Raw genomic sequence first — 12,678 nt, 5'->3', positions numbered from 1 at the left:
ACCATGCCTTTGACTCGCAAAGCCTACCGTGCCGCCATTCTGCACAGCCTCGCTGACCCCGCTATCGTTGGGATCGAAGCCTCCTACGAGTATTTCGAGGATGGCCTGCTGGTAATTGAAAACGGCCGGATCAGTGCAGTTGGCCATGCCAGCGACGTGCTGCCGACATTGCCCGCCGATATCGAAATCACCCATTACCAGGACGCGCTGATCACCCCGGGCCTGATCGACACCCATATCCACCTGCCGCAGACCGGCATGGTCGGCGCCTATGGCGAGCAATTGCTCGACTGGCTCAACACCTACACGTTCCCGTGCGAAAGCCAGTTCGCCGACAAGGCCCACGCCGAAGAAGTCGCGGATATTTTTATCAAGGAATTGCTGCGCAACGGCACCACCACCGCGCTGGTGTTCGGCAGTGTGCACCCGCAGTCGGTGAATGCATTTTTCGAAGCCGCCGAGAAACTCGACCTGCGCATGATCGCCGGCAAGGTGATGATGGACCGCAACGCCCCGGACTACCTGACCGACACCGCCGAGTCCGGTTACCAGGAAAGCAAGGCGCTGATCGAGCGCTGGCATGGCAAGGGCCGTTTGCACTACGCCGTGACGCCACGTTTCGCACCGACCAGTACACCGCAACAGCTGACCCTCGCAGGGCAGTTGCTGAGCGAATACCCGGACCTCTACATGCAGACTCACATCAGTGAGAACAAGCAGGAAATCGAGTGGGTGAAGGCGCTGTTCCCGGAGCGCAACGGCTACCTGGATGTGTACGACCATTACAAATTGCTCGGCGAGCGCTCGGTGTTTGCCCACGGCGTGCACTTGTGTGACGACGAGTGTGCGCGGCTGGCGGAGACGGGCTCGGCGGTCGCGTTCTGCCCGACCTCGAACTTCTTCCTCGGCAGTGGCCTGTTCAACCTGCCGATGGCGGAGAAGCACAACCTGAATGTGGGCCTGGGCACGGACGTGGGCGGCGGCACCAGCTTTTCGCTGCTGCAGACCTTGAACGAAGCGTACAAGGTCATGCAGTTGCAGGGCGCACGCTTGAGCCCGTTCAAGTCGCTGTACCTGGCCACGTTGGGTGGCGCGAAGGCACTGCGCCTGGAAGACAAGATCGGCACGTTGCAGCCCGGCACCGATGCGGATTTCCTGGTGCTGGATTACAACGCCACACCGCTGCTGAGCTATCGCCTGAAGCAGGCCCAGAACATTGCCGAGACGTTGTTTGTGCTGATGACGCTGGGGGATGATCGGACGGTTCTACAGACCTACGCGGCGGGCCAGCTCGTGCATCAACGCTGATCCTGACCGCACCGCAAAACAAATGTGGGAGCGGGCTTGCTCGCGAAGGCGGAGTATCAGTCCCTGGATAGGCTGACTGATCCACCGCTTTCGCGAGCAAGCCCGCTCCCACATTTTGTTAGTGGTGAGCTTGGCACATCAGAGCTTGACCGAAGAGCGCCCCGGCTTCTTGGTCTGCAACAAATGCGAAAACACCGCATGCAAATCATCCGACGCGCTTTCCTCATCGAGGTTGAGCTTGCTGTCGATGTGGTCCATGTGGTGCATCATCAAATTCACTGCCAACCCTGCATCGCGCGCTTCGATCGCGTCGATCAACTGCGTGTGCTCATCGTAGGAACAGTGCGAGCGGTTGCCGCTTTCGTACTGGGCGATGATCAACGAGGTCTGGGACACCAGGCTGCGCTGGAAGCTGATCAGTGGCGCATTCTTCGCCGCTTCGGCCAGCTTGAGGTGGAATTCGCCGGAGAGGCGGATGCCGGCACCGCGATCGCCACGAGAGAAGCTGTCGCGCTCGTCGTTGACCATCTGACGCAGCTCGGCCAATTGTTCGGCCGTGGCGTGCTGCACTGCCAGCTCGGTAATCGCTCGCTCCACCAGGCGCCGGGCCAGGAACACCTGGCGCGCTTCTTCGACACTGGGGCTGGCCACCACCGCACCCCGATTGGGCCGCAGCAACACCACGCCTTCATGGGCCAGGCGCGAGAGTGCACGGCGAATGATGGTGCGGCTGACGCCGAAGATTTCGCCCAGTGCCTCTTCACTCAACTTGGTTCCGGGCGCCAGGCGTTGTTCGAGGATCGCTTCGAAGATATGCGCGTAGACGATATCGTCCTGGGTTCCGCTGCGACCGGCCTTGCCGGCTCGCGGTTGTTTCTTGAGAGGTTGCAACTGTTCGTTCATGGGCACTCGGGTTTGGAGAACGGCGGCGAATTAAGGGTAATACGGCAACAGCGGGTCGCTGGCAAGTATCACCTAAAAACAGGGCACATTGTACACAACCCACAGCGCCAACACACTGTACGGCTGTTTGCGGTCACGGCTGTATTGCAATGAATCGTCACGTTTGAGTTTAGGCTTGAAACCGTGCCGTTACCGGCAAAACCCAGGTAAAAGGATCACCTTTCCATGAACGACGCCACCCAAGCGCCTTTGCGCCCGCTGGCCGACACTTCTGCGTCGGCCGTCGTCGCCGGCTTCATCGCCATGATGACCGGCTACACCAGCTCCCTGGTCCTGATGTTCCAGGCCGGCCAGGCCGCCGGCTTGACCACAGCGCAGATTTCTTCGTGGATATGGGCGATTTCCATTGGCATGGCGGTGTGCAGCATCGGCTTGTCGCTGCGCTATCGCACACCGATCACCATCGCCTGGTCCACCCCCGGCGCCGCGCTGCTGATCACCAGCCTGGGCGGCGTGAGTTATGGCGAAGCCATCGGTGCCTACATCACCTGCGCGGTGCTGGTGACGCTCTGCGGGCTGACGGGCAGCTTCGAAAAGCTCGTCAAGCGCATCCCGGCGTCACTCGCAGCGGCCCTGCTCGCCGGCATCCTGTTCAAGATCGGCAGCGAGATCTTCGTCGCCGCGCAGCACCGCACCGGCCTGGTATTGGGGATGTTTTTCACGTACCTGATCATCAAGCGCCTGTCGCCACGCTATGCGGTGCTGGCCGCGCTGGTGATCGGCAGCGTGCTTTCCGGCTTGATGGGACTCCTGGATTTCAGCGGCTTTCATCTCGAAGTGGCAACGCCGGTATGGACCACGCCGCACTTCTCGTTGGCGGCGACGATCAGTATCGGCATCCCGCTGTTCGTGGTGGCGATGACCTCGCAGAACATGCCCGGCGTCGCCGTGTTGCGCGCCGACGGCTACAACGTGCCGGCCTCACCGCTGATCACCGCGACCGGCCTGGCCTCGCTGGTGCTGGCACCGTTCGGTTCCCACGGCATCAACCTGGCGGCGATCAGCGCGGCGATCTGCACCGGGCCGCATGCACACGAAGACCGCAACAAGCGCTATACGGCGGCGGTTTGGTGTGGTGTGTTCTACGGGATTGCCGGGGTATTCGGCGCGACGCTGGCGGCGTTGTTTGCAGCCTTGCCCAAGGAGCTGGTGCTGTCGATTGCGGCCCTGGCGCTGTTTGGCTCGATCATCAACGGCTTGAGCATCGCCATGAATGAGCCGAAGGAACGCGAAGCGGCGCTGATCACCTTTATGGTCACCGCGTCGGGGCTGACGTTGTTTTCGATCGGTTCGGCGTTCTGGGGGATTGTCGCGGGGGTGTTGACGCTGCTGATCCTGAATTGGCGCAAGGCCTGATTGCTTAAACGCCAGGCACAAAAAAGCGACCCCGCAGGGTCGCTTTTTTCATGACATCAGACCGCCGGGTTGATCGGCGTTTCTGGATGCCAGGCGTCCAACAGCGCGCTTACTTCAACGCGAGTCAGCTCTGGGCGGGCCTTGAGCCACGCTTCAACGATTGCACGTTGCTCTTCGGTGACCGAACCACGAGTGGCTTTGCACACCAGACCGAAGTCATCGCCGCCGACGTAGTCCAGGCCATTGCCATCCATCGCTTCGGTCAGGAATGCTTCGAGGAACGCGTCAACCGCTTCATCATCCAAACCTTCTTTGAAATCCAGGTTCAGTTCGAAACCCAGCTCTTGAAATTCATCAACGCACAGTTTTTTGCGCAGACGCCGGGAACGGTTAGTCGCCATTGGAACAATCCTCATAAGTAATAACGGGCGGCACTTTAGCAGTTTAAGGTGACGATTGCCCGACTCTCTAGGACAGGCGGCAAATTGCCGGTGAAAAAAACGCCGATTACCAGCTATCGTTCAGCTACAACTGGATCCACCTTGGGGCATAATGCCGACACTTTCATGACCATTGAGGGATTTTTCTTATTTACCCCTCGCCTTTTTCACCCTCCTCAGCAGTAGGGTTTTATTTCTTATGATCAAATCGTTGCGTTCAGTAGTGCTTGCCGGTTTTCTTCTGCCACTGGCCTTTTCCACCTCCGCTGCCCCGACCACCAATACCCTGCCCCCGAATGTCCAGCAGGCACTCGCCAAGGCCAAGCTGCAAAACACCGCGCTGTCCCTGGTGATGATCCCCCTGAACGGCCCGGGCACCCCCACGGTCTTCAACGCCGATGTCTCGGTGAACCCGGCCTCCACCATGAAGCTGGTCACCACCTACGCGGCCCTGGAAATGCTCGGTCCCAACCATCAATGGAAGACCGAGTTCTACACCGACGGCACCCTCAGCGGTGGCGTGCTGCACGGCAACCTGTACCTCAAGGGCGGTGGCGACCCCAAGCTGAACATGGAAAAGCTCTGGCTGCTGATGCGCGACCTGCGCGCCAATGGCGTGCAGCAAGTCACCGGCGACCTGGTGCTGGACCGCAGCTTCTTCAACCAGCCGCAATTGCCCGAATTCAATGATGATGGCAACGACGAGAACAAGCCGTTCCTGGTCAAGCCCGACGCCCTGCTGGTCAACCTCAAGGCCCTGCGCTTCGTGACCCGCAACGATTCCGGCCGGGTACTGGTGTCGGTCGAGCCGCCGATTGCCAGCATCCGCATCGACAACCAGGTCAAGGTGTCCAACGCCAAGCAGTGCACCGGCGACGTGCGCTACAACCCGGTTACCGCGGCGGATGGCAGCGTGACGGTCACCGTCAGCGGCCAACTGGCCGACGGCTGCAGCTCGCAGACCTATCTGTCGCTGCTGGACCACGCGACCTACACCGCCGGCGCGGTGCGGGCGATCTGGCAGGAACTGGGCGGCACCATCCAGGGCCGTGACATCCAGGCACCGGTGCCCAAGGATGCCAAGGTCCTCGCCCGTGCGTTTTCGCCGGACCTGGCGGAGATCATCCGCGACATCAACAAATACAGTAACAACACCATGGCCCAGCAGTTGTTCCTGAGCCTGGGCGCGCAGTTTCGCAACGACGCCGACGGCGACGATGCCAAGGCCGCGCAACGCGTCGTGCGCCAATGGCTGGCGAAGAAAGGCATCACCGCGCCGCACCTGGTGATGGAGAACGGTTCCGGCCTGTCACGGGCCGAACGCGTCAGCGCCCGCGAGATGGCCGCCATGCTGCAAGCCGCGTGGAAAAGCCCCTACGCCGCGGAGTACATCAGCTCGCTGCCGATTGCCGGCACCGACGGCACCATGCGTAAACGCTTGAAGACCACCGCCATGCGCGGCGAAGCCCACGTCAAGACCGGCACCCTGAACACCGTGCGGGCCATCGCCGGCTTCAGCCGCGACAACAACGGCAACACCTGGGCAGTGGTGGCGATCCTCAACGATCCGAAGCCGTGGGGCGCTTCGTCGGTGCTGGATCAAGTGCTGCTGGACCTGTATCGCCAGCCGAAACTGGCGGCGCCCGCCCCGGTGCTTTAGACCGCGCAACAAGCGCTTACCCGCGCTCGGCACTATCAGTCGCTGTACCCGGTGGCTGATAGACCGCTGTCGCGGGCGAGCCCGCTGCCACACGTTTCGACTCGATCCCTGCCGGCCTGCTTGGCCACATACACCGCCGAGTCGGCACGCAACAGCAGCCCATCAATACCTTCATCGACCCGCCAACTGGCCACGCCAAAACTGGCGGTGACGATGCCCACCGGCGCCATCGGCGCATTGCGCAGCGATTGCCACAGCTCCAGCGCCAGGCTGTAAGCCTGCTCGCCCTGGGTGTTGGGGCACAGCACCATGAACTCCTCGCCCCCCAGGCGGCAGAACACATCGCTGCGGCGCAGGCGCTGGCTGATGCGTTTGCACAATTCCTGCAGCACCCCGTCGCCCACCGCATGCCCATGCTGATCGTTGATGCGCTTGAAGTGGTCGACATCGAGCATGATCACCGACAACGCCCCTGAAGCGCGGTTGAGCCTGACCATCTCGGCCTTGAGGCGATCCTGGAAGTAGCGTCGGTTGTGAATCCCGGTGAGGGAATCGGTGATGGACAGCGCGCGCAGTTCCTCCTCTACCCGCTTGAGATCGGAAATATCCGACACGTAGCCATGCCACAGCGTACCGCCGCTGGGTAATTCTTCTGGCGTGGCTTCGCCACGAATCCAGCGCAGGCCGCGTTGTGGCAACAGCACCCGGTACTCTTCGCGCCAATGGCTCAACTGCAACGCCGATAGGCGAATCGAGGTGCGCACGCGCTCCGCATCCAGCGGATGGATCCGCTCGAAGACCTTCGTCGCATCCTGCTGCAACACGCCAGGCTCGATCTCATAGATGTCGCGCATGCCGTCGCTGGCGTAGATGAATTTCCAATTGTCCTGCGGCTCCAAGGTGAACTGGAAGATGCCGCCGGGCACATGCGCGCTGAGCTTCTTGAGCAGCCGGTCGCGCGCAGCGAGTGCCTCATAGGCGCGCTTCTGCTCGGTCACATCGAGGTAAATGGCCAGGTGGCCGATCCACAGGCCATGGTCATCCAGCAGCACGGTGGCCAACATGTTCACGGTCAATGGGCTGCCGTCCTCGCGCAGCAATGTCCACTCGCGGGCTTCGTGCAGGTTGTCGGGGCTTTCCACCAGCATCGCCTGGCTCGCCGGGATGCGCTTGCCCAACATCACGCTCAAACTGCTGGCGCGCGCTTCCAGTTCCGAGGCCAGGTGCAGGCTTTCGAGGGTGTGCGTGCCCATGACCTGGTCGGCCTTGAACCCCAGCATCTGCTCGGCCCCGGCGTTAAAAGTGTTGATCACCCCGCGCAGATCGGTGGCGATGATCGCAACCTGGGTGGCGGCATTCAGCACGCTGCGCAATTGACCGTGGGCCCCGCGCAGCTCCTGCTCGCGCTGGCGCAACTGCACGGTACGTTGCTCCACCAGTTTCAACGCGCGCTGGCGCTGGCTCACCAGTACATAGAGCAGGCTGCTGAGCAGCAGGCTGAGCAAGCCGCCCATGCTCAGGATCGTGGTCAGTGAAGAATGGTTGGCCTGGTCGAACACCTGGCTCGGGCGCAGGCTCAAGGCGTACACGTGATCGCCCAGGGTCAGGCGGCGCGCGCCGATGAGGTCGCTGTCGCCCACGGCATTCTCGGACTCGAAAAGCACGCGCTTTTGCACATCGGAGGTATCGACAATCTGCATCACCAGATTGTCGCGGTCCGGCTTGGGCAACCCATCGGCGACCAACTGGCGCATGCTGATCACCGCCATCACGTAGCCGTAGGGTTCATTCGGCGACTGCCCGGAAGTCGCCGGGGTGCTGACCGGCGCCACCAGCAATACCCCGGTTGAGTAGCCAGGTTCTACACCGACCAACTGCATCGGTTGCGACACTGCCAGCTTGCCACTCGATTGCGCACGCTCAAGCGCCGAGCGCCGCAGCGGTTGAGCCAGCAGGTCAAAACCCAACGGTGCGCCCAACAGGCTTTGGGTCTGGCTGTAGAGCACCGGCACGTATTCGTCGCGCTCGGGCGCCGGGGCCAACTCGCCGGCCGAACTCAACTCACGGATAACAAACGGGGTACCGCGCAGGCGCGACACCTCTTGTTCAAATTGCCGGCGCTGCTTGCGAAATACCCGCGGCGCCCAGGAATAGGCACGGGCGCGCAACAACAAGGGCTGGGCGAAACCGTCGAACTCATCGCGGGACACATCATCGGAATTGACGAAGAACCGCCGCAGGCTGTTCAGGCGCTGCTCCTGGTCTTCGAAGCGCTCCTGCAGACGGGTATACCGTTCGTTGACCAGCAACTGAAAGCGCTGGCGCACCTGTTGCTGATAGAGATCGGAAGCCGCCCAGGCGACGATTGCGGTCAGCGCGAACCCTGCCAATAACACCACCAACGCCACCAGCCAAGCCGATGCCTGCTCACTGATAAAGCCTAGGATTTTCGGGCGGACGGCGTTCAACGGCATAGGCAACACTCACAACGCCAGTGTGCGGGGGTGTCACTTTGGCTAGGCGTTAAGTTATAGCTATGGGACCGGTATTTGACCAGCATAAAAAAGCCGCAAGTCCCGAATATTCAAGGCTTGCGGCTTTTTGGTGCAACCATCAGCGAGCGGTGATTTTCCACGCCCGATGGATCTTCGCATTACGCGCAAAATCCGGGTCGATGGTCTTGTCGCTGATTTCCTCGACCGCGTAGCGTTCGCTGAGGTTGTCCTCGAGCTGGAACTTGCGGAAGTTGTTCGAGAAGTACAGCACGCCACCCGGTGCCAGGCGGGCCATGGCCAGGTCGAGCAACTGCACGTGGTCACGCTGCACGTCGAAGATGCCTTCCATGCGCTTGGAGTTGGAGAAGGTCGGCGGGTCGATGAAGATCAGGTCGAACTCATCGCGGCTGGCCTCCAGCCACGCCATCACATCACCCTGCTCCAGGCGGTTCTTGTCGGAAAAACCGTTGAGCGAGAAATTGCGACGAGCCCAATCCAGGTAGGTCTTGGACAGGTCGACGCTGGTGGTGCTGCGCGCGCCGCCCTTGGCAGCGTGCACACTGGCGGTGGCGGTGTAGCAGTACAGATTGAGGAAGCGCTTGCCGGCCGCTTCCTTCTGGATGCGCATGCGCATCGGGCGGTGGTCTAGGAACAGGCCGGTGTCCAGGTAGTCGGTGAGGTTGACCAGCAGCTTCACGCCGCCTTCGCTGACCTCGGTGAACTTGCCCTGGGCGCTTTGGCGCTCGTACTGCTTGGTGCCGCTCTGACGCTCGCGACGCTTGACCACCACGCGGCTCTTGTCGATGTTCAGCGCCTGGGGAATCGCGGCCAGGGCATCGAACATGCGCGCCGAGGCTTTTTCCGGGTCGATGGACTTCGGCGCGGCGTATTCCTGCACGTGCACCCAGTCGTGGTACAGGTCGATGGCCATCGAGTATTCCGGCATGTCGGCGTCGTACACCCGATAGCAATCCACGCCTTCACGCTTGGCCCACTTGCCCAGCAGCTTGAGGTTTTTCTGCAGGCGGTTGGCGAACATCTGCCCGCCTTCGCTCAGGCGCGCCTGCTCGACCACGGGGGCCGGGGCCGGCTTGATCGGGTTACCGTTCTTGTTGTACTGGCGCTCTTGCGGCTCGGCCGGGGCCTGGTCGTAGGCGGCTTGCTCACGCTCGGCCTGGCGCTGTTCCGGGGTACGGCGCTCGCCAGTGACGAACTGATCCGGATTGACTTTGATCAGCAGCAATTTGCACGGCAAGGCGCCGTTCCAGAACGAGTACTGCTTGTGGCTGCGGATGCCCATGCGCTTGCCGAGGTCCGGCGCGCCGGTGAACACTGCCGCCTCCCACCCCATGCACGCCTGGCGCAGACGCTCGCCGAGGTTCTGGTAGAGGTACAGCAGGCTGGCTTCGTCACCCAGGCGCTCGCCGTACGGCGGGTTGCAGATCACCAGGCCTTTCTGGTGCTGGTCCGGGCGCGGCTCGAAGGTGCCGACTTCGCCCTGGTACACCTTGATCCAGTGGCTGAGACCGGCGCGCTCGATGTTGTTACGCGCAGGCTGGATAAGGCGTGGGTCGGCTTCATAGCCACGCACCCACAACGGCGGCTTGTTCATGCCGATGGCCGCACGTTCGGCAGCTTCGGCGTGCAGTTTTTTCCACAGCGCCGGGACGTGACCGAGCCAGGTGGTGAAACCCCACAGCTCGCGGTTCAGGTTGGGCGCCATGTCGGCGGCGATCATTGCGCCTTCCACCAGGAAGGTACCCACGCCGCACATCGGGTCCGTCAACGCGCCGCCTTCGGCAGCAATACGCGGCCAGCCTGCACGGATCAGGATCGCAGCGGCCAGGTTTTCCTTCAACGGCGCGGCGCCCTGCTGCAGGCGATAGCCGCGCTGGTGCAAGCTGTGGCCGGAGAGGTCGAGGGACAGGATGGCTTCGCCACGGTCCAGGCGCAGGTGGATGCGCAGGTCCGGGTTGATCTTGTCGATGGACGGACGTTCGCCGGTCGGGGTGCGCAGCTTGTCGACGATCGCATCCTTGACCTTGAGGGCGCCGAAGTGCGTGTTGTCGATGCCCGAGCCGTGGCCGCTGAACTCCACGGCCAGGGTGCCGTCCGGGACCATGTGGTCGGCCCATTCGATATCCAGCACGCCGTGGTAGAGGTCCTCGGCGTCCTTCATCGGGAAGCGCTTGAGCACCAGCAGCACGCGGTTAGCGAGGCGCGACCAGAGGCACAGGCGGTAGGCGGTTTCCATGTCGGCCATGCCGCGCACGGCCGAGGTGTGCTCGCGGGCTTCCTCAAGGCCAAGCCCGACGGCTTCCTCGATCAGCAGGCCTTCGAGGCCCTTGGGGCAAGTGAGGAAGAGTTCAAAACGGTCCGACATGGGCATTCCAGGCTTTTCAGCAATAAATGAACGGGCGACGCATCGCCGGTTCGGTTTTCAATCAAGCACTTTTCTTGAAGAGTGCTCGCGTGGCACGAATGTGCCGTCCCACCCCGTCTGACGGGCGCTTGAGCCTTTATCGACGGGGCAGAGAGAAGTTTCCAAACAACAAAGCAGTAACAAAACGAAATATTCCGACCCTTCGTCGAATAATAACCGACTGCAACGAGCGGGCATTCTCACTAAAGGATTAAACCTGTCCTCTTTGCAGGGTGCATCATAGCTGGCTTTGCCGAATAAATGGGGCGAAAAGCCAGCCCAGCTTATGGCTATAGCATCGTTATCGTTACGTGCTTATGACAAAACGATCATTGAATCCATGTGACCTATTGGTTAGAACTCAACACAGGTTGGCGCCGTAACGACGCCGACACATAGGCTCGCCACGCCGGCAGCGAGCCCACCAACGGCAGAAAAACTCTGCCCGGCCTCGGACGAGGCCGAAGGATATCTAGACAGTCAACAAGTGAGGGAAACACCCTATGAGAAGACTTAAGCGTGATCCGTTGGAAAGAGCATTTTTACGCGGATATCAATATGGCGTTCATGGCAAATCCCGTGAGCTTTGCCCATTTACTCTACCGTCGGTACGCCAAGCCTGGATCAACGGCTGGCGAGAAGGACGTGGCGACAACTGGGACGGTATGACTGGCACTGCGGGCATCCACAGACTCAACGAACTTCACGCCGTCGGCTAATCAAGGGCTTTTAATTCCGACATCACCACGAATACGCAACGACTTAACCACGCACGCCCTATCCAGGCGGCGGGCTTCGGCCCAGGGGGCTCCTTTTGAGGAGCCCTTTTTTATTCTCGCGAACAGGCTTGCCGCGTGTTGGGTTGCGCGGCAGGCCCGGACACCGGGCGCTGCATCTCTGGGCTTATTGGGGCTGCTGCGCAGCCCAACGCGGGGCAAGCCCGCTCGCCACAATGGCGTCCACCGACTCACGGATCAGCGCCGGGCCTTTATAGATGAAGCCCGAGTAGAGTTGCACCAGGCTTGCGCCAGCGGCGATTTTCTCGGCCGCGTGTTTGCCTTCGGTAATACCGCCTACCGCGATGATCGGCAGCCGCCCTGCCAGCTCGGCAGCCAGCACCTTGACGATGTGCGTGCTCTTGTCACGCACCGGCGCGCCCGACAAGCCGCCCGCCTCATCCCCATCGGCCAGGCCTTCGACACCGACACGGCTCAAGGTGGTGTTGGTCGCGATTACCGCGTCCATGCCTGAATCAACCAGGGCCTGGGCCACCAGCACGGTTTCTTCATCGCTCATGTCCGGGGCAATCTTGATTGCCAACGGCACGCGCTTGCCATGACGCACGGCCAGGTCTTCCTGGCGCTGACGCAGGGCTTCGAGCAATTGCTTGAGCGAGTCGCCGAACTGCAGGCTGCGCAGGCCCGGGGTGTTGGGCGAACTGACGTTGACGGTGACATAGCTGGCGTGGGCGTAGACCTTGTCCAGGCAGATCAGGTAATCATCGACCGCGCGTTCTACCGGGGTATCGAAGTTCTTGCCGATATTGATCCCCAGGATGCCCTTGTACTTCGCCGCTTGAACTCGCGACAGCAGATGATCGACACCGAGGTTGTTGAAGCCCATGCGGTTGATGATCGCCTCGGCTTCCGGCAGGCGGAAAATTCGGGGCTTGGGGTTACCTGGCTGAGGCCGTGGGGTCACAGTGCCGATTTCGACAAAGCCGAAACCCAACTGCGCAAAGCCATCGATAGCGGCGCCGTTCTTGTCCAGGCCAGCAGCCAAGCCGACCGGGTTGGGGAACTCCAGGCCCATCACCGAGACCGGCATTTTCGCCGGAGCCTTGCATACCAGGCCATTGAGCCCAAGACGCCCACCGGCACCGATCAAGTCCAGCGACAGATCGTGGGAGGTTTCCGGGGAGAGTTTGAACAACAGCTGGCGGGCCAGGGTATACATGGGCGGGCTAGACTCGGATGGCGGCGAAAGGTGGCGCCGATTATAGCCGGGCTGACGGGCTACGCGCGAGGCATGCCG

At 61.6% G+C, this 12,678-nt stretch carries 9 protein-coding genes; 4 read left to right on the top strand and 5 right to left on the bottom strand.

The genetic code is table 11. The features are described from left to right. Nucleotides 1–3: 3 nt before the first annotated feature. A complete protein-coding gene (guaD, locus tag C9990_RS07800; RefSeq protein ID WP_106805611.1) occupies nucleotides 4–1,308 on the top strand; it encodes a guanine deaminase in 1,305 nt (434 codons plus the stop codon). A 138-nt stretch (nucleotides 1,309–1,446) separates the two neighbouring features. Here guaD and C9990_RS07795 read toward each other — a convergent pair whose 3' ends face one another. Next, nucleotides 1,447–2,211, bottom strand: coding sequence for a GntR family transcriptional regulator (locus tag C9990_RS07795; RefSeq protein ID WP_017477154.1), 765 nt, complete (start codon nucleotides 2,209–2,211; stop codon nucleotides 1,447–1,449). Nucleotides 2,212–2,436: 225 nt separating this feature from the next. On the opposite strand from C9990_RS07795, the gene C9990_RS07790 reads away from it, so the two are divergent. Beyond that, entirely contained in the window at nucleotides 2,437–3,627 is a 1,191-nt protein-coding gene (locus C9990_RS07790; RefSeq protein ID WP_106802952.1) for a benzoate/H(+) symporter BenE family transporter, read from the top strand. A gap of 56 nt (nucleotides 3,628–3,683) precedes the next feature. On the opposite strand, the gene C9990_RS07785 is transcribed toward C9990_RS07790, so the two are convergent. Further along, the gene (locus tag C9990_RS07785) at nucleotides 3,684–4,028 is read right to left on the bottom strand and encodes a YggL family protein (RefSeq protein WP_106802951.1); all 345 of its coding nucleotides are present in this window, start codon (nucleotides 4,026–4,028) and stop codon (nucleotides 3,684–3,686) included. A gap of 238 nt (nucleotides 4,029–4,266) precedes the next feature. Between C9990_RS07785 and dacB the strand changes: the two genes are divergently transcribed. Beyond that, entirely contained in the window at nucleotides 4,267–5,727 is a 1,461-nt protein-coding gene (dacB, locus tag C9990_RS07780; RefSeq protein WP_106802950.1) for a D-alanyl-D-alanine carboxypeptidase/D-alanyl-D-alanine-endopeptidase, read from the top strand. A 35-nt stretch (nucleotides 5,728–5,762) separates the two neighbouring features. Here dacB and C9990_RS07775 read toward each other — a convergent pair whose 3' ends face one another. Next, complete coding sequence (locus C9990_RS07775) at nucleotides 5,763–8,201, bottom strand: diguanylate cyclase (protein WP_106802949.1); 2,439 nt, start codon at nucleotides 8,199–8,201, stop codon at nucleotides 5,763–5,765. A gap of 139 nt (nucleotides 8,202–8,340) precedes the next feature. Beyond that, on the bottom strand, nucleotides 8,341–10,605 hold the full coding sequence (rlmKL, locus tag C9990_RS07770; RefSeq protein WP_065909542.1) for a bifunctional 23S rRNA (guanine(2069)-N(7))-methyltransferase RlmK/23S rRNA (guanine(2445)-N(2))-methyltransferase RlmL: 2,265 nt from the start codon (nucleotides 10,603–10,605) through the stop codon (nucleotides 8,341–8,343). 542 nt (nucleotides 10,606–11,147) lie between these two features. Between rlmKL and rmf the strand changes: the two genes are divergently transcribed. Then, nucleotides 11,148–11,363, top strand: a complete 216-nt coding sequence (gene rmf, locus C9990_RS07765) for a ribosome modulation factor (protein WP_002553055.1) — start codon at nucleotides 11,148–11,150, stop codon at nucleotides 11,361–11,363. A 184-nt stretch (nucleotides 11,364–11,547) separates the two neighbouring features. Here the strand turns inward: rmf and C9990_RS07760 are convergent, their stop codons facing one another. Then, the gene (locus C9990_RS07760; RefSeq protein ID WP_106802948.1) at nucleotides 11,548–12,600 is read right to left on the bottom strand and encodes a quinone-dependent dihydroorotate dehydrogenase; all 1,053 of its coding nucleotides are present in this window, start codon (nucleotides 12,598–12,600) and stop codon (nucleotides 11,548–11,550) included. Nucleotides 12,601–12,678: the final 78 nt, after the last annotated feature.

The sequence above is a fragment of the Pseudomonas sp. S5D5 genome (genome assembly GCF_003013355.1).
GTDB lineage: Bacteria > Pseudomonadota > Gammaproteobacteria > Pseudomonadales > Pseudomonadaceae > Aquipseudomonas > Aquipseudomonas aylmerensis.
The sequence above is the reverse complement of the archived record's forward strand: the minus strand, read 5'-3'. Positions and strand labels throughout refer to the sequence as shown.

Bases quoted from the DNA above. Each gene is read 5' to 3' on its own strand.
- C9990_RS07760 (WP_106802948.1), bottom strand. From the start codon at position 12,600: ATGTATACCCTGGCCCGCCAGCTGTTGTTCAAACTCTCCCCGGAAACC.
- rlmKL (WP_065909542.1), bottom strand. From the start codon at position 10,605: ATGTCGGACCGTTTTGAACTCTTCCTCACTTGCCCCAAGGGCCTCGAA.
- C9990_RS07775 (WP_106802949.1), bottom strand. From the start codon at position 8,201: ATGCCGTTGAACGCCGTCCGCCCGAAAATCCTAGGCTTTATCAGTGAG.
- C9990_RS07795 (WP_017477154.1), bottom strand. From the start codon at position 2,211: ATGAACGAACAGTTGCAACCTCTCAAGAAACAACCGCGAGCCGGCAAG.
- dacB (WP_106802950.1), top strand. From the start codon at position 4,267: ATGATCAAATCGTTGCGTTCAGTAGTGCTTGCCGGTTTTCTTCTGCCA.
- C9990_RS07790 (WP_106802952.1), top strand. From the start codon at position 2,437: ATGAACGACGCCACCCAAGCGCCTTTGCGCCCGCTGGCCGACACTTCT.
- guaD (WP_106805611.1), top strand. From the start codon at position 4: ATGCCTTTGACTCGCAAAGCCTACCGTGCCGCCATTCTGCACAGCCTC.
- C9990_RS07785 (WP_106802951.1), bottom strand. From the start codon at position 4,028: ATGGCGACTAACCGTTCCCGGCGTCTGCGCAAAAAACTGTGCGTTGAT.
- rmf (WP_002553055.1), top strand. From the start codon at position 11,148: ATGAGAAGACTTAAGCGTGATCCGTTGGAAAGAGCATTTTTACGCGGA.